Consider the following 18582-nt stretch of genomic DNA (forward strand, 5'->3'; position numbering starts at 1 on the left):
GTGTTTCTCGGCTTCGAGAGTGGCTTATCAGGTGCCTTTGATGGGATTGACGACATACATGCGCAGTTGTTCGTCCACGGTCGCATCCCTAAGTACGGTGTCGTAGCTGATCCAAGCAAACCCTCTAGCCTCGGGCGGACTGGACGCACCCCAATTGGTTCCCCAGGAATTCATTACTTCGAATGCCCCTTTCTGATTGTCGTATCCGACCACAAGCATGGCGTGCCCCCCGGTAATCGGGTCGGATGGCGGAGGGGCGTAAATGCCTCCCTTGTAGTCGTCGAAGGACTTCCTTAGCTGGATGCCGATCAACGCCGGGATGCCCGCAGCCAGTGAATCCTTCACTTTGGAAATGCTGTCAGCAACCGCCCAGCCGGAAATCACAAGGGTTCCCCGAGCGACCTTGTCTTCATCCAGTTTGGGTAGGCGGGCACAATCTGCATCGAGATAAGGATAATTGTCCCACGGTAGGATGCCAAATCCTTGCAAGTACGCTAGTGCTGTCTCAATGAACATACCTGTGTCACAGGAATATTCCCATGCATTGGCGTAGCTATCCAGAAGCATCCCCCGATTGTAAATATATGATGGACTCGTAATTACTTGCTTACCAGTACGCTTCTTGACCAGAGCACTTGCAAGTCCATATCCCACCGACCAACCCACACACGATCCTTGCGCCTCTTGTTCGACCGGCAGGATAGGCGGTAGGAACTGGCGAGTAGTGGCTCGCGGGCCGACCGCGCCTCGTGAAGCCGGTGCCCTATCAATTTTCGCAAACTCGTCGTTCGGCAAGAACCGCAGGCCATGCGGCATCGGCCGCCCCTGACTCCGTCCCGGCAGCGATCCCACAGTAGCAAAGCCGACACCGCCGGCGAGGAAAGCTCTTCTAAGCATAGCCTAATCCTTTCTCTGTCATTGGCGGGTTGCCGCAAGATTCGTTGGCCGTCCTTGCATTGACCCGTCCACTTTACGCGTAGGCAAAAGATCGATCCTGATACCGAGGTCTTTGGTGGCTGTCGGGTGAAGCCCTCCTAGATGACCTTGGGCTTTTGACCGTGCATCCGCTCGATAGCAGCCAGAATCCAGGTTCTGTTCGTCGTGGTCAGCCGCGCATAGACCCCGCCACTACCGCAGGGAGCGTCGGCAGACGCCACTGCACGATTAGTGACGCCTACAAGCACGTAATCTGAATCGCTTTTGGAATTCGGCCCCTTTGTGGAAACCATCAATGGCCCACCACTATCACCGGCACAGGTGTCGGGAGACAGCGGACGGCCGAACACCATCTCGGTCCCCGATTGGCAGCCATAGTACTCCGTGGCAGGAAGCCCTTCGTGCACGCCGGCGCAGTTCCTGTCTACAGGGCTGACCGGAGCTATCCTTTTGTCGAAACTGAGATCAGTCCCTGCTCTGTCGACGGCGCCATAACCTAGTACCGAGAAAAATGCTGCATGTTCCAATTCCGCCTCCGATGCGATCACGACGGGCTTGAACTTGGAGATCGCGGGCGTGATATGGACCACGGCTATGTCCTTGCCTTCGAAACTTTCGTCGCATCGCGCGAGGCTATGCCAATCGTCGACCTTAAAATACCCCATATTGGGCCTAGGAACCGTGGGATCGTTGCCGACATAGATATTGCTGTTCACTTGATCGCAAACGCAATGGGCTGCAGTCAGCACGACGTCCGGACTAATTAAGGTTCCAGTGCACGAAGCAAACCTTTGCCCTGCCCTCGTTATGCCCACGACGTACATGAAGCGGCCAAGATCCACCGGCTTACCTTTGTAGATCCGTTCACCATTCGTCGTGGCTGCAGGCAAAAGTAGAACAGTCGTAAGCAATCCGACCAACAATACGTTGAGACGCAGAAACATACGCCACCCCCCGGCTGCTAATGGATTGACAAGATCTTCTTGTATTGGCTCGCCTGCCTTCCCCCGCCCGAGGCGACAACCTCGCCGGTGCTCAGGACGACGAGTTGATAGCTGACGATGACACCGCCCTTGACCCAAAGCGGAGGCCCTCCGAACACAGACCAAATGTCTTTCTTTGTGTAATTCGCAGCGACGCCATGAGCGGATACGGACAACACCATCCCATCCGCACCGGCTGTAGCCGCGACCTTTTTGCCTTTGATAACCTTGACGATATTAGGGACTTTTGCGTCATCTTTCGTTGTCAGCCAAGTCAGAAGCGCGTCATAAGTCGTCATAGCCTTGCTGGCGGCGGCATCGGCGGCATCGTATTGCACCGCGACCATCAGGGCTGCCGGTGTATTCAGCTTCTTGAGCGTGGCGGATTTGTCTTTGTACGAAGCGCTCGCGGCAGACATCGAAGCATAGTCAGACTGAAGCGTCCGAAGATCCGAGGCGATGAGATCGAGGTCTGTGGGTATGATGGCGGAGGGGAAATAGATCTTTTGTGAGATGGGAAGTGATGCATCCGGATTAACTGACTTCAAGGCTTGCGCTAGGTACCGGGGAAGTTCAGCGCTGGCTGGATCCACCGATGAAATTGTCCCAAACCCATAAGACGCGTTGAAATAGCTCAAAAGCTTCGCGGTATTGTCGACCGCGGCGCCGACAGTGCCGAAGGTAAGGTTGCGGGCACTGCCAAGGGCGCCTTTGGGAGGGGGGGGTAACTTCAGCTCGGCTGTAAGAGCGGCGGTTTGAATCGTGTTGGAGATCGCGACGAAGTCTTCTATCGACTTCACCTGCTGGCTGAAATATAGGCTTTCGGATTGATCGAGTTCGGAAGGGTCGGCAACCACGAGTATTGGCCCCTGGCCGCCCTCGTTGGCTTTCTTGGCGATATCGATCGCTGCCACGGTTGCCGCCTCAACCATTTGATCGGCTATTAGCAGGCTGGCATCCGCGCCATCACTGATGCTCGTAGCCGATATTTCGTTGCTCGAGATTGAACTGCCCGAGACTATCCCTATTTTTGCCACCTCGGCAGATCGCGCAGCGGCGTCCGCTGAGGCTTGTGCCGCGCTGACGGATGCTTTGCTGGTGATGTTCGCCGCGATGGCGGAGTTCACAGAAGTGTTGCTGTTCAAAATTGAAATGAGCGAGGAGTCGGCGGAGATCGATGCATTAACCGACGTGGAATTACCGTCGTCCGCACTGGACGATCCTTCGATGGGATTCTGTTGTTGCGCTAACGCGGTGCCCGCGAGGGCAAGGGTAAAGATACACGCGAATACTACACGCTTGGCCATGGCCACCTCCCCAGATGATATGGTTAACAAACACGCCCATAAAGTGTGGTCAATTCAAAAATATCGCGAATGGAGAATTACCTAATGCGTGTGATTATTGGGCAACTCGCCCTTAGAGAGACTGTTCCGACGGGCTGATGAGCGGTAAAAGGGCGACGCGCTTATGTTGTAGAACTTCACAACTAGCTGGCAAAAAAACTTTCCGATTGCTTGATCGCGCACAGGAAAACTCAGCACGTAAAATCTCCTCGCAAGTGCGGTGCGGAAATTGCAACTCCGCTCCTTACGGATTAACGTCCATTCGAATTGAAACCCGTTGCAAACCACGCCCGACCTAACAGTTGAACCGCCCCGGGTTTGCCGGAGGCCCTAACTCGTGAGTAGATAGGGCTATGACGAACAAAACGACGAATAAATTCTCCCCTGAGATCCGTGAACGCTCTGTGCGGATGGTTCTCGATCATGAAGCCGATTACCCATCGCGATGGACAGCGATCTTGTCGGTGGGTCAGAAGATCGGCTGTGCGCCAGGTACTTTGAACGACTGGATCAAGAAGACTGAGGTCGATAGCGGCAAGCGGGCCGGCGTTCCGACCGATCTGTCCGAGAAGATGAAAGCGCTGGAGCGGGAGAACCGCGAACTTCGGCAGGCCAATGAGATATTACGCAAGGCCAGCGCTTATTTCGCCCAGGCGGAGCTCGACCGCCCGTTCAAGCGATGACTGCGTTCATCGATGATCACCGGGAGGCGTACGGGGTCGAGCCGATCTGCAGAGTTTTGCCGATTGCCCCATCTTCCTATTTCGAACGCGTCGCTCAGCGCAATGATCCGGCTCGACTGTCGGCGCGGGCGAAGCGTGATCTGGAACTCAAGCCGCAGGTCGCACGGGTGTTTGCCGAGAACTACGAGGTTTACGGCGTCCGCAAGGTCTGGCGCCAGATGAGGCGCGAGGGCTTCGATATCGCCCGCTGCACAGTCGAGCGATTGATGCGTGGCCTTGGTCTGCATGGTGTCATCCGCGGAAAGCCTGTTCGTACAACGATTTCCGATAAGACGGCGCCTTGCCCGCTGGATCATGTGAACCGGCAATTCCGCGCACCGGCACCCAACCGCCTCTGGGTTTCGGATTTTACGTATGTCGCCACCTGGCAAGGCTTCGTCTACGTGGCTTTCGTCATCGACACTTATGCCCGACGGATCGTCGGCTGGCGCGCCAGTCGTACGGCCCATGCCAGCTTCGTCCTCGATGCATTAGAGCAGGCGATCTATGATCGCAGGCCTGTTCATCGCGGCGGTCTGGTGCATCACTCAGACCGGGGCAGTCAGTATATTTCGATCAAGTACACCGAGCGGCTGGCCGAAGCCGGTATCGAACCCTCAGTCGGAAGTGTTGGCGATTCCTACGACAACGCCTTGGCTGAAACCATCAACGGGCTTTACAAGGCCGAGGTCATTCATCGCAAAGGGCCGTGGCGCAACTTTGAAGCCGTTAGTTTGCCACCCTCGAATGGGTTGACTGGTTTAATCACCGAAGGCTGCTTGAGCCTATAGTCGATAGAAGGCCTCTGTCGACGCAATGGTTTGTCACTTCATGCGCGACAATCAGATGGTGCTCGGTGTGCACTGCGGTTTGAACGTTATAGGCAACCATACCAGCAGCCCGCGCACTTGAAGACATGGCGCGACAGTCGGGATCGGTAAGCGAGATCTGTCCATCAGCTGTCGCCTCAAGTTCAACCTGTAGCGCCTTCAGCTTCCGCATCTGCGCCCTCATTGCGGAGATCTTTTCCGTCAAACGAACTGCCTTGGCTTTAGCCATGTCACTGTCTTGTCGATCCGCGGCGTCCAATGCTTGCAGATACCGCTCTATGCCGGCTTCCACCTGTTCGATCCGCCCACGAAGCTTGCCGCGGGTGAAGTTGCGATCGCGGGCATTGACGGCCTTGAACTTGCTGCCATCGATCGCCGCCACGGCGTTGGTAAAGAGGTCGAGTCGCCGACAAAGCAAAATAAACTGAGCGCAGGCTGAGCGGATCGCTGCCCCGTTGTCGCGACGGAAGTCGGCAATGGTTTTAAAATCTGGGGCCAGCCGGCCTGTCAGCCACATCAACTCGATATTACGTTGAGCCTCACGCTCCAACCGACGACTTGACTGGATCCGATTTAAGTACCCGTAGATGTAAATCTTGAGCAGTACGCCCGGGTGATAGCTCGGGCGCCCTGTGGCAGCCGGAATGGCACCTGCGAAGCCAAGCCCTGCCAATCTGAGCTCATCGACATACGCATCGACCACTCGGACAGGGTTATTATCCGACACGTAGTCTCAAGGTACTCTGGAAGCAGCACGCCCTGCCTACGGTCTTCACTCTCAACGAAGCGCTTCATACCAGCCTCCGGTGTTTAACCTCCAAACACTATAGCTGACTCGTCTGTTTTCACACAGGCTCGGGCAAAAGCGGTCTAATGAGATAGAAGCCAGCTATGAGAGCGAACCAAGTAATTAGTCGTTCTAACCGGGCCTGTCGACAGGGCTAGAACAGCCAACATTTCGCCACCCGCACGGATCAGCGATCCATTGATTCACGCTCGACTCATGCCAACCGGCGCCGTGGACGCTGATTTTGAGCTGACAGGGGAATGATCCCTCTGTGATTTTCCGGTATAGGGTCGAACGGCTCAGGCCAGTTCGATCCAGGACAGTTCTGAGCCGTATTATACGGTCGCCTTGGGACATCATGGACTTCTCCAATTTTACACGAGGTGCGCAGGCACCTGCAAAGAAAATTGATAGAAATTTCGTCGAGATTCAAGATCCCTGAAGGACAGCTGGGGCCGGTTTGCGGCGAGATTCGGCGTAAGCGTACGAGAGCGTACTGTAGCGTAGAATTAAAAAGGTAACATTTTCGTGAAGCATTGTCCCACGACGTCCCAACATTCCACGCCTTACTTCAAATGCCCTGAATTTCCTAGAAAGACTGAGTATCCAGCCCGATGAGATGCCGTTCACAGGCCATTTTGACCGCTTCCTGAAGCAGCGATACACGCTCCACCAGCCAGCTCAATTCTTCGTCGGTGACCTGATAATCTGCCGAGTACCGGGCTTCCACATAGGCCCGACGTAGGCGATCAAACGCCTGTCGCTGGAGGCGGTTTTCGGACGGCCAAATCTCCCGTAAACCATCGTCGAGATTTTCGGCTTGAGACCGCAGGACAGAGATGCGGTGGCTCTTCGGGCTGTACAGCGTGACAGTCAGCAGGAGGCAGTGGTAAAGCGTTTCAACTGTTTGATGCAGCGTGAAGACCGCAAGCTTGAGATTCGGAATGTTGCGATATGCCCCGTAGCCGATCAGCAAGTCCGCAGCCTTTGGAAACCATTCCCGATAATATTCGGAAGCCTCTGCTTTGATTTCAGTCGGCGTCAGCGCCTTCGGCTTTGCCAGTGGATGCCCCGGCGCGTCGTAAAGCAGGATGCCATCGCGGGCGATATCTGAGAAGAATGGGCGACCTCTGGCCAACTGGTCGTTTACATCAGCCAGGCTATGCACGATGAAATTCACCGGCGTCTTGATGTTCTGGGTAACGGTCAGTTCCTGGATAAAATGCTGGTCGGCCTTGTCCCAGTAGGTATGCAGGTCGGTGAATTCCTGACCATTGACGACAAGCAGGAGATCATAGTCGGAACGATAGCCGCTCAGGCGATCCTCGACCCAATCGCCACGTGCATAAGAACCGAACAGAATGACTTTGAGGATGCGCCCCGCCTTGCGCTTGGGGGACAGCGCCGTCTTGGTCGCATCTTCAAACTCGTCGAACAGGATCTTCACCACGCGTTCCAGTTCACGTCGTTTCGTATCCGGCAGGTGATCGAGTTTGTCTGGGTTCATGGCTGTCTTTGTCCTTATTTCCTTTTGCACCACTTCGCCCGATCCATCAATGCAGTGGTATTGCATTCCTATGGTTCAGATGACCAGTGTGCAGATACCGCAATCGGAACCGCAGGTTTCAATTCTGACACCTCGCCGCCGTGGCCCAATGACATCACCGCCTCCCCTGTCAGTCTATGTCCGTAAGCGGGCACTCTTCCGCTTACGGACATGGTGGCCCCTTGTCGGGATGGCCGGTGCGGGTCAAGCCCTTTACCGCCAGGCGGATTTACAGACCCTTTCGGTAAATCCGGGGCTTAAGGCGCGACGGACGGCCCGGCACTGCGCAGGTGTTTCCATGCAACTGACCTTTCACCGCCTACGCCGCTCATAGGCCCGGTGCGCGTCTTCCTGCCTGGCCGCCCCCTCTTGTGCCTCGGTGTCAAAAGCCCGCTTGCCACGCCGCCGCCAGAGTTCAATCGTCTCGGTTCCGTCAGGACTGGTCAGCGTCGTCACCAGGGTCAGAAACGCCCCGTACAAAACCGTCCGGTCATCCTTCGTCAGCTCATCCAGCTTTGCCTTGATGACCAGGCCACCGAGCTCGATCAGATGACGTGTGCGTTCGCGTCGTTTCATCACCCACTCCCGCGTGTCAGTTCTCGCTTGGCTTAAGTTCAAACGGTTGCGTAGAGCCGTCAGCTTTTGCTGTTGCCGTAGGGTTCGGCTCAGCTCCATCGCCAGCTTCCCCTTGTCCGCTCCCCCGAAAGAACGCGGCGCCGCTTTTGCGCATAACCTCCTTTTGATCCGGCTTGGTGTCTTTCACCATGGCCAGCAATCCGCCCGCCAGTGTGTCGATGTCGAGCGCATCCGCACCCGTGGCGATAACCAGTTCGCCAAGCTGTCGGATCTTGCGCTCTTTCAACATCCTGGCACGATCATTCAGCGCCTTCAGTTCCGCGTCGAAGTCCCTCGGTTTACGCATAGCCGTCTCCTGCATTTGAAGCTGAGACCATTATAGGATAGGTTGTTGGCGTTGGCTTCAGTGTGACCGAGACCGTCTGAGACAGACCGCGCCCTCCCGAGATTTAATCTTGGGAGGGCGCGCTTATACGTCGTGGCGACGTGCTCTTTTCAGCGTAATTGGTATGTCGCCATGGCGATATATCATCTCTCCGTCAAAGTGATTTCCCGAGCGGGCGGCTCCAGCGCCGTGGCGGCAGCCGCCTATCGTTCGGCCAACCGATTGTTTGATGAACGTCTGGATCGCGCCCAGGACTTCACCAACAAGTCGGGCGTCGTTCACTCCGAGGTCATGCTTCCCGACAACGCACCGCCGCAATGGTCGGATCGTGAGCGACTATGGAATGACGTTGAAGCCTTCGAGAAGCGCAAAGACGCCCAGCTCTCCCGTGAGGTCGAGTTTGCCATACCGCGCGAGATGAACCAGCCTCAAGGCATCGCTCTCGCCCGCGACTTCGTTCAGCGCGAGTTCGTCGATCAGGGCATGGTGGCCGATCTCAATGTCCACTGGGACTTTTCTGGTGGCGTTGGGGGCACAGACGGCCAGCCCAAACCCCATGCCCACGTCATGCTGACCATGCGTGAAGTCAGAGAAGACGGCTTTGGCCCGAAGGTGCGCGAGTGGAACCGTGTTGAGCTGGTCGAGCATTGGCGCGAGGCCTGGGCCGAGCACGTCAATCAGCGCCTTGTCGAACTCGATATCGACGCCCGCATTGATCATCGTACACTCGAAGAACAAGGCATCGATCTGGAGCCGCAAGGCAAGATCGGCGCGGCTGCACGGCGCATGGAGAGCCAAGGTCTTGAGGCCGAGCGCATCGAGGATCACGCCGATATCGCCTACCGCAATGGTGAGCGGATACTCGCCAACCCGAAGATTGCCCTGGAGGCCATTACCCACACTCAGGCAACCTTCACCAAACGCGACCTGGCCATGTTCGTGCATCGCCACTCCGACGGCGCCGATCAGTTCAACGCCGTCATGACCGCCGTGCGGCAATCACCCGAACTGATCGAACTGGGCAAGGATGGGCGTGGCGATGAGCGCTTCACCAGCCGCGATATGATCGAGACCGAACAGGGACTTCAGCGCGCGGCGGATCTGATGAAGGCGCGCGAGCAGCATCGCGTCTCAACCGCCAGCCGGGAGATGGTCTTGGGGCGCGCCGAGGCACGCGGCTTCACCCTGTCCGAAGAGCAGAATGCCGCGTTGGCGCATGTCACGAAGGCCGACGGTCTCAGTATCGTTGTCGGCTATGCCGGCACCGGTAAGAGCACCATGCTGGGTGTAGCAAGAGAGGCGTGGGAGGACGCGGGCTACACCGTCAGAGGGGCAGCGCTATCGGGCATTGCCGCTGAGAACCTGGAGGCAGGCTCTGGGATTGCGTCGCGTACTATTGCCAGTCTGGAGCATCAGTGGGGCAAGGGTCGTGAGGTCTTGACGTCGCGCGATGTCCTGGTGGTCGATGAAGCCGGCATGATCGGCAGTCGCCAGATGGAGCGCGTGCTGTCCGCCGCCGCCGAGGCCGGTGCCAAGGTCGTGCTTGTCGGTGATCCGGAACAGCTCCAGGCCATCGAAGCCGGCGCCGCCTTCCGCTCGATCCATGAGCGCCACGGCGGTGTCGAGATCACGCAGGTTCGACGCCAGCACGAAGACTGGCAGCGCGACGCCACGCGTCATCTCGCCACCGGCCGGACGACGCAAGCGCTACATGCCTATTATGACCATGGCCATGTCCATCAGGCCGAGAGCCGCGAGAATGCCAGGCATGACCTGGTCGAGCGCTGGGATAAGGATCGCATCGCCCATCCCGAGGCCTCGCGGCTGATCCTCACACATACAAATGACGAGGTTCAGGTCTTGAACGCACTGGCGCGTGACCGTCTCAAAGCACGGCGTGAGTTGGGCGACGACGTTGAGGTAAAGGTTGAGCGTGGCGACCGCACCTTTGCCTCTGGTGACCGCGTCCTGTTCCTCAAGAACGAACGCGGGCTTGATGATCACGGTGGCGTCAAGAACGGCACCTTGGGCACGGCGGAATCTGTCGAGGCTAATAGAATGTCTGTCCGCCTCGACGATGGCCGGTCGGTGTCGTTCGATCTGAAGGACTACAATGCCATCGACCACGGCTACGCCGTCACCATCCACAAGTCCCAGGGCGTCACCATCGACCGTGTGCACGTCATGGCCACGCCCGGTCTTGATAGCCATTCGAGTTATGTCGCCCTCTCCCGCCATCGTGACAGCGTCGACCTGCATTACGGCCGAGACGACTTCGACGATCTGAACCGCCTCGGTCGCACCCTGGCGCGCGAGCGGTCAAAGGACATGGCGCTGGGTCACGACGGAGCCAAGGCCTTCGCTGAGCGGCGGGGCATAACTTTGCGGGAACGCATCGTCGAGATTATCCGCCAGGTGCCAGACAAGGTGCGCGGTATGTTTGACGGCCTCGACCTGGGGCAACGATCCAACACACTACAACCAAAGCCTAGCGATTATCGCGAGGACCGCGATGCTTTGCGCTCCAGCGCGATCCAGCGCCATGCCGGGGCGGTGCGCGATATCTTCCACATGGAAGACAAGGACCTGCCGGTTCTGCCGCACCAGACCACGGCCTTAATCAAGGCGCGTGAGGCGTTGAATGCTTTCGACAAGCACGCCGCCCCCGATCTGGAACGGGCCTATAGCGCCGATCCCTCCATGGCCAGCGAAGCCGCCAGCGGACGCACCCAGCGGTCCATTCGCGTGCTCCAGATGGAAGCGGAGATGAGGGCCGATCCTGTAAAACGAGCGGATCGCTTCGTCGATGACTGGAAGCGGATGGACGCGCGTCGGATCGGGGCCGAGGCATCTGGCCACACGGCAACTGCCAATCGTCTCCGCAATCAGATGGGCGCCATAGCCAAGTCATTGGAGCGCGATCCGCAGATGGAGTCGCCCCTGCGCAACCGCCGCCTCGCTCTGGGCCTGGGTGGAGCGCCCGGGTGGGACACCGAGCGGAAACTGTCGCGGGAGCTTGGCGCGAGCATAGGCCTTGGCCGATCACGCGGGCTCGACATTGGCATGTAGCAGAAAGGGAAATCTGACATGACTGAGAATACGGAGATTGACGGGCCAGACCCGAAGTCGCCAACGGAAGCGTTTGAGGACTTACGCCGCGAGGTAGCATTTATGCGCAAGGTCATTGAGCGTATGGCCGACGACCAACGCGCCGCGCCGGATTACAGCGAGACGCTTGGCATAATGGCCGATAGTCTAACAACAGCGTCGCAGTCTCTCGGATGGCTGACACAGCGCCCCATTGTGAAGACTACAGCTGAGAAAATGGCGCAAGAGATCAGCAAGGCAGGGAATGAGGCGCGGGCCGCTGATCAAAGGACCATTGCGGATGCAGCAAGGGCCTTGAATGACACCAATCGTGACCTGTCCGGTTGGATTGCAATCGCTCGGAAGGCCGACGACCAGGACCGTGAGGTTTTGCGCTTTAGCGCACTTGCGGCGGGCGCGGGCGCTATTCTCGCCATTACGCTGACGATTGCGTGTTTGCGGGCTTTTCCCGAGCACAGCGCGGCATGGCTATTAGGTGAAAGCCGCTGGGAGGCTGGCGAGCGGTTGATGGCTTCAGCTGATCCACGGAGGTGGGCGGCAATGCTGGGCGCCCTCGAATTGGAACGCGACAATCATCAGGCCATCGTTGATTGTCGAAAGAATGCTGAGCATACAGGTCAAGACCAGCGGTGTCGTGTGACGGTGAAGGCAGGATTTAAGCGATGAAAAATGCGCTGCGGTATCTAATGCAAAAGCTAATCTGCCAGTAGTCAAAAATCGTAAGTCGACCCCTTCGCGCCCAAAGGCGAAATTTGGGCACAGATTGTATGGTTCGCCCGAAACCGGACACCCTCTAATTGCCAGAGACTTAGCTACCTGCCCGAAATATAGTCCCAATCGATGCGTTGGCTGTTGGTCCATTCCCTGGCGCTATAGCCATCGAGATCTCTCAGGGTAAACTTGGGTTCCTCGAAACTAAACCCCGTTGGAAGGGTCACGGTTTTCAAGACGTCGCCAATAAATTTGGATACCTCCAGATATGAGGCTTCCGGCTTATCTTCCAAGACAAACCGAAATCCAATCTTGTCCTCAGGCGCTTCCCAAGCCGGTGCCGCCTGTACCCGCACCTGATGGATGGACCGAACAATGCGGCCGTTGTCATTCTGCTTGCGATGGGGCTTTTTGAATTTGTCTCGGAGCGGCGCAATCACCTCATCAGCAAACCTGTCCGGAAAAGCAAACCGGCCGTACTTCCGTTCGAGCGCACCAGCAAATCTAGCTGCTTGACTGTCATCATTGAAACCGGCCGATCTCTGCCAACCAACCAAGGCCTTCTTATGCACACTCATCATGCGGCTCAAATCAACAACGATCTGTGCTGCAGGAGCATTTGGCAAGGCGTAGTAAGCTGGTGTTGCTCCTGACTGCGCGGCGGGAATCATCGTCTCCGGCAGTTCAACAAAGGGGGCGACGATGACGTGATCTTTGCCCGGCGTGCAGCGAACAACGTCGCATGTTTGGCTGACTACGACGACACCTTGAATGTTTGGATCGGCCCCAAACTCAAGATTACCCTCGCTGTCGGCACCAAGGACAGAGACAAACTCCTTGGGCGCAAGTGCATAATCTCCCTGACGCCACAGCATCAGATCCTCAACCTCTTTATCCGTTAGCTTGAGATCATCGTCTTGCATTCACGTCTCAAGCTGTCTTCATCCTGAAACGGCGAATGGGCTTAACCTGAATGGGCTGATTGGCGTCTGCTTCCAGGTTCTCAGTCATTTGCATCTGCGTTGCTAAGGCCGGCGGCTCTCCCAGACGTGGAGACACCTTGCCCCAGCTTTCATCGCTGGAAACTAGCGTGCTGCGAAAAGCTGTTGAAACCAAATCAAAATGCCCATCTTTCAGGTGATCGAAGACGGTGCGGTGATCCAAGTTTTCGCCGAGCAAGACTTTAGTAGCGGCGCCGGTGCCCTGATCTATCGCCTGTATAACGACGAGGAGCCTTGAAATGCGACGTTGATTTGCCTCGGCAATTGCGCCGCCTTGGGTCCATTTGTAAACAGCCTGGCGGCTTGTATGGGTAAGCTCGGCAATCCCGTCCCAAGTCAAACCGGATAAACGCTTCAAACGATGTAAATCGGCAGCCAGTTGCGAAGCCGCAGGTGTGGATGGCTCGTAGAGCGCGCCCTCCTCGACATTAACCGCAACTGTGACAATAGACCGATCGCCTTGGGCATACCGGCTCGCTGGCACAGGCGATCCTGACGTGCGCTCAACGTTGTTGGAGATGACAAAAATGCTATTGGCGTCCAGGAGAACAAAAATTGTCGAATTGGGATCTGAGCTACCAACAGATTGTGCCCGTCGTCTCGGCAAATAGGCATAGTAAGGTGCCCGCTCAGCGAGGTCTATGTGATCTGCAGATAGCCCGGTCATAAGGAAGCCCTTTTTGATTCGATCAGCGTATCATTTACGCGCCACCGAAAGAAATTATAACACGCAGCCGAGAGTTTTTCGGCGCCCGCAACGATAACGTGTGGCTCAAACTCCACAGTCATCGTCGAGTGATCGACGAAAGCATCGATATCTAAGAAAGATGATGGGGCGGCCTTTGGCTGCATATTTTCGACATCATGCGTCGAGTTCGGCGGCAAGAACCCCCACTTGGATCGCAATGAGCCAACGTCCGTCGCCAGAAACACTTCGGACATCATGTAATTGGTCGGACCGCTTTTTATAGAGCCGTATGTTGCGCACAGATCCTCGCGAAGCAGGTTGGATGGCTTCTCGTCCGGGGCGTGCTCCAGGTGATTGATATATCTGATCCCTATTCGCAACGCGTGGCTGGGTTTGATCGTCTCTGAGGCCCTTCCCAAGACAAAACCGACTTTGTCCAGGAAGTCATGTCGGGACTTATAGGTGGTGGTTTCTATTGTCAGAAAATTCTGGGTGAGGCTCACCCGCCAAGCCTGTGTGACGTCGAAAAACCGCCAGACCGGCAGGCTTTCGAGCTTGGCGCCGGTCGGCAACATCGTCATGACCTGACTCACATCTTCAATGAAAATCGGGTAAAAGGACCTAATGGCATCCTGAAAGTCGGCAATGAATAGACGCTCGGACACCTTTATGATCGGCGGGAACTGCACCTGACATATGGCGCGGACCACCGGCGCGTTGGTGAGCGGCACTTCATCATAGGCATTTTCGAATGGATCAAAGATCATTTGCGTCATACCGAGTCTCCCACATGTCCCGATGTGTCTACTACATATTGTAAAATAGAGCGTAAAGTGGTTTTGTTTATGGCACGTCCGTATCTAATCACTTTGAGCGGCGCAATAGAGCAAAAGACTGCACACGTCGGTGAGCCATTTGCCGACAGTTCTTCAGCTGAGGATTAGGATGCGTTTGGGGTTGAACAACGGCGATGGCTGGCAAAGGATATAAGGGCAAGACGTGCGCTTATTGTGGGATCGACGGGATATCTTCGACCGCCGATCATGTCATTGCGCGCGCGTTCTTTCTCCTCGAAGACCGGGCCCACCTGCCCCAAGTTCCAGCCTGCTCCGACTGCAATAGCAAAAAATCCGCACTCGAAGTCTATGTCTCCGCGATTCTGCCGATCGCCAGCCGCCACGAAGACGCCGACAAATTCCAGCGCGATTTCGTTCGTAAGCGCATCGAGAATAACGCCAAACTACAGCGAGACCTCCGCCTCGACGACCCGCCGCAAATGGTCAACATCGGCGGCTTGATCCGTCCCATGCACCCGATCCGAATCGATGCCGTCAAGATCACCGGCCTGATGCATATGATCCTCCAGGGCCTGTTCTACTTCCATTTCGGGCGGCCGCTGTCAGGGGACTACTATCCTGATGTCCTGATGCTTCACAATGACGCGCAAGCCGCGTTCGTGGCGTCGATGTCGCCCTATCTTGACGGCGGTGAAAATCGCGAGGTCAATCTCGGGCGCGGCAGCTTCGCCTATAGGTATGTTCGCAGCCCGGCGTATCCAGACGTCACCTTATGGAACTTCTTTTGGCACAATGGCGTCCCGCTGCATGGTAGCGACGGCATCGGCGCCAACCATTGGTGGGGTGTGACGCGCCCCAGGACCGAGACCGTTGCACGCGAAAAAATAAAGCAAGCCCGTGGCAGTTCCAGCGAGCAATTTGAATAAAATCAGACCACGCCGGCAAACTAATCAGAGAAATGAATCTCGCTCCATGATTTTTACCATTTACATGCTCGCATGCTTGAGCGCGCGGTCTGGCAGAACGCCCAACTTTTCCTAGCCAGCGATCTTGTGAACGTAAGCGGCGATCGAATTGAAAGCATTCGCCTTGTTGGCTGACGACGGATACACGTCAGGAAACGACGTGATCTGGTAGTTGGCCAAGAGCTTTCGCGAGGAGTCGCCGACGTTGGCGGCCGTCACAAGACGGAACATTTGATGCCAATGGTAGGTCTCGATATAGACTCCTTCTCCGACATCGAAATGATCGGCCCGCAGATCAATAGCGGCTCCGAGAAGGGCTCTCGCGACATTCTTGTCGAGTTCACTGGTCTGGGCATGGTTCTTCAACTCGATGCAGAGATAGCGTGGACCCTGGTAGGGCGCGCCAGTTGATCGCTTGCGTATGCCATCGACGACGAACTTAGGCATCAAGCTCACATCAAGTTCGTGCGTCTCGCCGCTGCCCCCAACGTGCTTGATGCTGACGTGAAGCTCTAGCGGGAAGATCTTGCCGCTTTCGATCCGGAAGTGGCAAGGCTGTTTCCCTTTGGCTGAGGCGCTGGCGATATTGCCAGGCCCGCCCTTGATCTTGAATAACGATGTCGCCTAGTCTTTATGATCATAGGGTGCGATGTCGACACCCATTTGGCGCACCCGGTCCGCCAGCGAGAAAAGAAACCAGGCCTCGTAGGCCTTGCCGTTACTGCTGAGGATATCGGGAAGGGGCAGGCTCAGCACCTTGGCGGCGTCCTTCACGGCCGTTTCAAGCGCTGGCGCAACTTTGGGCTTCTTTGTGGGCGCCTTCGTCATGTTAGCTGCCCCTCGCGGGAGCGGCCGATCTGGGTATGCCAAGTGTAGAGAAAGGTCTCGAGCGCTTCGATCCGGCCTGCATCGGTCAAGACATCAACCACCCGCGCAGGTCGGTAATCGGGAACAGCTTCGATGGTCTCGACCTGCTTAACGCCCAGTCTCCCGGCTGTCTCCTGCAAACCACGGCGTAGATCGATTTCATTGTTGATGACCCGGGACACGAGCCGACCGGCAATGTCGATCTGGCGCCGGTCTTCGAAATGCGTATCGCCTCCACGCAACTTCGGCTGCGAACGCGGTTCGAGCCTATCGATTTCCAAGGCCACGAGGCCGAGTTGCCCTCCGTCGGCCAGGCCTGTTATGATGGCGTCGATTGAAGCCGTCCTTCTTGCCATTCCTCACCCCTGAAAATGGAATCTTCTAAATGCTCAATCGACAATACAGCTAGGAAATTGCAAGTCCGGATTTCAATCCACGACCCGAAGCACCGAACACGATGGATACTGGGCGCAACAATGGAACCACCTTCCGGAAAGCTGCCGCTCTTACCCGTTGCCGCCGGCAAGGTCAGCCAGGTCGGTATTCGGCTAGGCGCCTTTGCGAAAATTGACCAGTCGAGATGACGAGGTTGGCATGCCCATCTTTCTGAAAGGTCGCATGGTGCCAAACCTATCACAACCGGAACCGGGCAAAAATCTGATATTTCGGCTATGAATTCGCCAAAAACAGGCAAAATGTCCCATCCGCACGAAAACACTTTAGGAGTAACCAATGAGTCAACCGGACTTATACGCTGTCGAAATACCAATGCGAGCGCATCGCTTGCTTGCTGATTTTTGGCAACGCGTAGACGGTTACCCACGTATTTGCCTAGGCGCCCTCGCGCAATCTGTCCAAATAGTCTGACCACCATTGCGCCATAGCCACTCGCTCAGCCCAATATTGGCCCCGATTGTAACTGCCCCTCACCTTGTTTTTATCCTGGTGTGCCAACGCCGCTTCAATCGCGTCGGGCTGCCATTCCCCCGACTCATTTAACAATGTGCAAGCAGTGCTCCTGAAGCCGTGGCCAGTCATTTCGTCAGATGTGTAGCCAAGTCGGCGTAGAGCTACGTTGATCGTATTCTCGGACATAGGACGATCGCCCGTTCGTATTGATGGGAAAACATATTTCCCCTCCCCCGTGATATCCCGAATGGCGAAAAGAATTCCCACCGACTGCCGTGAGAGGGGAACAACGTGCTCGCTTCCCATCTTCATTTTGGACGCAGGGATGCGCCAGCAGCTTTTGTCGAAATCAAACTCAGACCATTCGGCGTGGCGAAGCTCACCAGGGCGCACAAAGACGTGTGGAGCGAAGCGAAGGGCTGCGTGCGTTGTCATGTGCCCCTCAAACCCTTCGATGTCCCTCAATAGGCCTCCCAGGCCCTCTGGCGTGAGAATAGCTGCATGATGGACAATCTTGGGTGATTTCAGCGCGCCGCCGACGTCCGCGGCAGGGTCAACCTTGGCACGTGCAGTCCATATGGCATATTTGAAAACGCGACTTGCGAAAGATCGCGCACGTTTTGCGCTTTCAAAGTTGCCTCGCTTTTCGATTTTTTTAAGAGCCGAAACGACTTCATAGGGTTCGATGTTTGCTATGGGGCGGTTACCCAGATCCTTTTCGAGAAGCGACGCCAACCAATTGGTTTTCTTTCTGGTCGCCTCGGCGATGCCGTCAACTTCAAGTTTTTCAATATATTCCCTCGCAACACCCTTAAAAGTGTTGTTTGCCTGAAGCGAGGCAGTAATGGCCTTACGCTTCTTTTCAAAGCTGGGATCAACACCGTTAGCGATTAGGCGTTTCGCTTCGTCCCGCCGTAGCCTCGCCTCCTTCAATCCGACCTCAGGATAGGCGCCCACACTCAAGAGTTTTTCGACACCCGCGAACCGGTAACGGACTCGCCAGAGTTTGCCCCCTCCCTTACTTATCAAAAGGTACAATCCTCCCCCATCGGCGACTTTGTAATCCTTATCGGCATTGGGTTTGGCAGCCCTGACGAACGCATCTGAAAGTGACATTGCGGGTATCCGGATTCACCGTCCGGAATATACCCGCAAAATATACCCACAAACCGAAAGATGGAGTGGAATATCCTGGGACGTCGCCGGACTAACGAATGCCAGAATACCTTATTTTATAAGGATTTGCCAGCTTGCGTGGGATGTCTTGGGAATAGGAACTGGTGCCTGGAGCCGGAATCGAACCAGCGACACGCGGATTTTCAATCCGCTGCTCTACCAACTGAGCTATCCAGGCCTTCTCATGAGCGTGTCCGCTAAGGGACGTCCTCGGGAGGGAGGCAGGTCTATAGGCGAGGTAATTGGGCT

The 18582-nt window shown here is 56.2% G+C and carries 17 protein-coding genes, 1 tRNA gene, 2 pseudogenes and 1 other annotated feature; of the genes and pseudogenes, 4 read left to right on the plus strand and 16 right to left on the minus strand.

Going from position 1 to position 18582, the window contains the following annotated elements:
- Nucleotides 1-27: 27 nt before the first annotated feature.
- The 3 genes from RCJ00_RS19560 to RCJ00_RS19570 all read right to left on the minus strand — a co-directional run bounded on the left by RCJ00_RS19560 (nucleotide 28) and on the right by RCJ00_RS19570 (nucleotide 3226).
- The gene (locus RCJ00_RS19560) at nucleotides 28-897 is read right to left on the minus strand and encodes a C1 family peptidase (RefSeq protein ID WP_316224037.1); all 870 of its coding nucleotides are present in this window, start codon (nucleotides 895-897) and stop codon (nucleotides 28-30) included.
- Nucleotides 898-1034: 137 nt separating this feature from the next.
- Nucleotides 1035-1880, minus strand: a complete 846-nt coding sequence (locus tag RCJ00_RS19565; RefSeq protein ID WP_316224038.1) for a S1 family peptidase — start codon at nucleotides 1878-1880, stop codon at nucleotides 1035-1037.
- Nucleotides 1881-1897: 17 nt separating this feature from the next.
- Nucleotides 1898-3226, minus strand: a complete 1329-nt coding sequence (locus tag RCJ00_RS19570; RefSeq protein ID WP_316224039.1) for a hypothetical protein — start codon at nucleotides 3224-3226, stop codon at nucleotides 1898-1900.
- A gap of 392 nt (nucleotides 3227-3618) precedes the next feature.
- Here RCJ00_RS19570 and RCJ00_RS19575 point away from each other — a divergent pair.
- Nucleotides 3619-4861, plus strand: a pseudogene (locus tag RCJ00_RS19575) (IS3 family transposase).
- Nucleotides 3903-4019 (plus strand) — a sequence feature (AL1L pseudoknot). It overlaps the preceding pseudogene by 117 nt.
- Here RCJ00_RS19575 and RCJ00_RS19580 read toward each other — a convergent pair.
- The 5 genes and pseudogenes from RCJ00_RS19580 to RCJ00_RS19600 form a co-directional block, all read right to left on the minus strand.
- Nucleotides 4762-5612: pseudogene (locus RCJ00_RS19580) on the minus strand (transposase); the annotation flags it as partial. The pseudogenes RCJ00_RS19575 and RCJ00_RS19580 sit on opposite strands and share 100 nt — an antisense overlap.
- 124 nt (nucleotides 5613-5736) lie before the next feature.
- Nucleotides 5737-5964: a helix-turn-helix transcriptional regulator gene (locus tag RCJ00_RS19585; RefSeq protein WP_316224040.1), complete on the minus strand. Its 228-nt coding sequence runs from the start codon at nucleotides 5962-5964 to the stop codon at nucleotides 5737-5739.
- Nucleotides 5965-6193: 229 nt separating this feature from the next.
- The gene (locus RCJ00_RS19590) at nucleotides 6194-7111 is read right to left on the minus strand and encodes a HEPN domain-containing protein (RefSeq protein ID WP_316224041.1); all 918 of its coding nucleotides are present in this window, start codon (nucleotides 7109-7111) and stop codon (nucleotides 6194-6196) included.
- A 351-nt stretch (nucleotides 7112-7462) separates the two neighbouring features.
- Nucleotides 7463-7726 (minus strand): conjugal transfer protein TraD, encoded by a 264-nt coding sequence (locus RCJ00_RS19595; protein WP_316224043.1) that lies wholly within the window; start codon nucleotides 7724-7726, stop codon nucleotides 7463-7465.
- A gap of 16 nt (nucleotides 7727-7742) precedes the next feature.
- Entirely contained in the window at nucleotides 7743-8072 is a 330-nt protein-coding gene (locus RCJ00_RS19600) for a conjugal transfer protein TraD (protein ID WP_316224044.1), read from the minus strand.
- Nucleotides 8073-8243: 171 nt separating this feature from the next.
- Between RCJ00_RS19600 and traA the strand changes: the two genes are divergently transcribed.
- Together traA and RCJ00_RS19610 are read left to right on the plus strand one after the other, a co-directional pair.
- Nucleotides 8244-11180 (plus strand): Ti-type conjugative transfer relaxase TraA, encoded by a 2937-nt coding sequence (traA, locus tag RCJ00_RS19605; RefSeq protein WP_316224045.1) that lies wholly within the window; start codon nucleotides 8244-8246, stop codon nucleotides 11178-11180.
- An 18-nt stretch (nucleotides 11181-11198) separates the two neighbouring features.
- Nucleotides 11199-11885: a DUF6118 family protein gene (locus tag RCJ00_RS19610; protein WP_316224047.1), complete on the plus strand. Its 687-nt coding sequence runs from the start codon at nucleotides 11199-11201 to the stop codon at nucleotides 11883-11885.
- Nucleotides 11886-12031: 146 nt separating this feature from the next.
- Here the strand turns inward: RCJ00_RS19610 and RCJ00_RS19615 are convergent, their stop codons facing one another.
- The 3 genes from RCJ00_RS19615 to RCJ00_RS19625 are packed head-to-tail and all read right to left on the minus strand — an operon-like array spanning nucleotide 12032 to nucleotide 14395.
- The gene (locus RCJ00_RS19615; RefSeq protein ID WP_316224048.1) at nucleotides 12032-12853 is read right to left on the minus strand and encodes a hypothetical protein; all 822 of its coding nucleotides are present in this window, start codon (nucleotides 12851-12853) and stop codon (nucleotides 12032-12034) included.
- Nucleotides 12854-12860: 7 nt separating this feature from the next.
- Entirely contained in the window at nucleotides 12861-13598 is a 738-nt protein-coding gene (locus RCJ00_RS19620) for a hypothetical protein (RefSeq protein WP_316224049.1), read from the minus strand.
- On the minus strand, nucleotides 13595-14395 hold the full coding sequence (locus RCJ00_RS19625) for a TIGR04255 family protein (protein ID WP_316224051.1): 801 nt from the start codon (nucleotides 14393-14395) through the stop codon (nucleotides 13595-13597). The genes RCJ00_RS19620 and RCJ00_RS19625 overlap by 4 nt, the downstream gene beginning before the upstream one ends.
- Before the next feature lie 194 nt (nucleotides 14396-14589).
- On the opposite strand from RCJ00_RS19625, the gene RCJ00_RS19630 reads away from it, so the two are divergent.
- Nucleotides 14590-15342: an HNH endonuclease gene (locus RCJ00_RS19630; RefSeq protein ID WP_316224052.1), complete on the plus strand. Its 753-nt coding sequence runs from the start codon at nucleotides 14590-14592 to the stop codon at nucleotides 15340-15342.
- Between the two features lie 111 nt (nucleotides 15343-15453).
- On the opposite strand, the gene RCJ00_RS19635 is transcribed toward RCJ00_RS19630, so the two are convergent.
- The 5 genes from RCJ00_RS19635 to RCJ00_RS19655 all read right to left on the minus strand — a co-directional run bounded on the left by RCJ00_RS19635 (nucleotide 15454) and on the right by RCJ00_RS19655 (nucleotide 18511).
- Nucleotides 15454-15828, minus strand: coding sequence for a hypothetical protein (locus RCJ00_RS19635; protein WP_316224054.1), 375 nt, complete (start codon nucleotides 15826-15828; stop codon nucleotides 15454-15456).
- Nucleotides 15829-16005: 177 nt separating this feature from the next.
- Nucleotides 16006-16209 (minus strand): hypothetical protein, encoded by a 204-nt coding sequence (locus RCJ00_RS19640; RefSeq protein WP_316224055.1) that lies wholly within the window; start codon nucleotides 16207-16209, stop codon nucleotides 16006-16008.
- A complete protein-coding gene (locus RCJ00_RS19645) occupies nucleotides 16206-16604 on the minus strand; it encodes a hypothetical protein (protein WP_316224056.1) in 399 nt (132 codons plus the stop codon). Before RCJ00_RS19645 ends, RCJ00_RS19640 begins: the two co-directional genes overlap by 4 nt.
- Nucleotides 16605-17079: 475 nt before the next feature.
- Nucleotides 17080-18273, minus strand: coding sequence for a tyrosine-type recombinase/integrase (locus RCJ00_RS19650; protein ID WP_316224057.1), 1194 nt, complete (start codon nucleotides 18271-18273; stop codon nucleotides 17080-17082).
- A gap of 162 nt (nucleotides 18274-18435) precedes the next feature.
- Nucleotides 18436-18511: transfer RNA gene (locus RCJ00_RS19655), tRNA-Phe, on the minus strand.
- Nucleotides 18512-18582 lie beyond the last annotated feature (71 nt).

The organism is Asticcacaulis aquihabitans (genome assembly GCF_032490435.1).
In the GTDB taxonomy this organism is placed as follows: domain Bacteria; phylum Pseudomonadota; class Alphaproteobacteria; order Caulobacterales; family Caulobacteraceae; genus Asticcacaulis.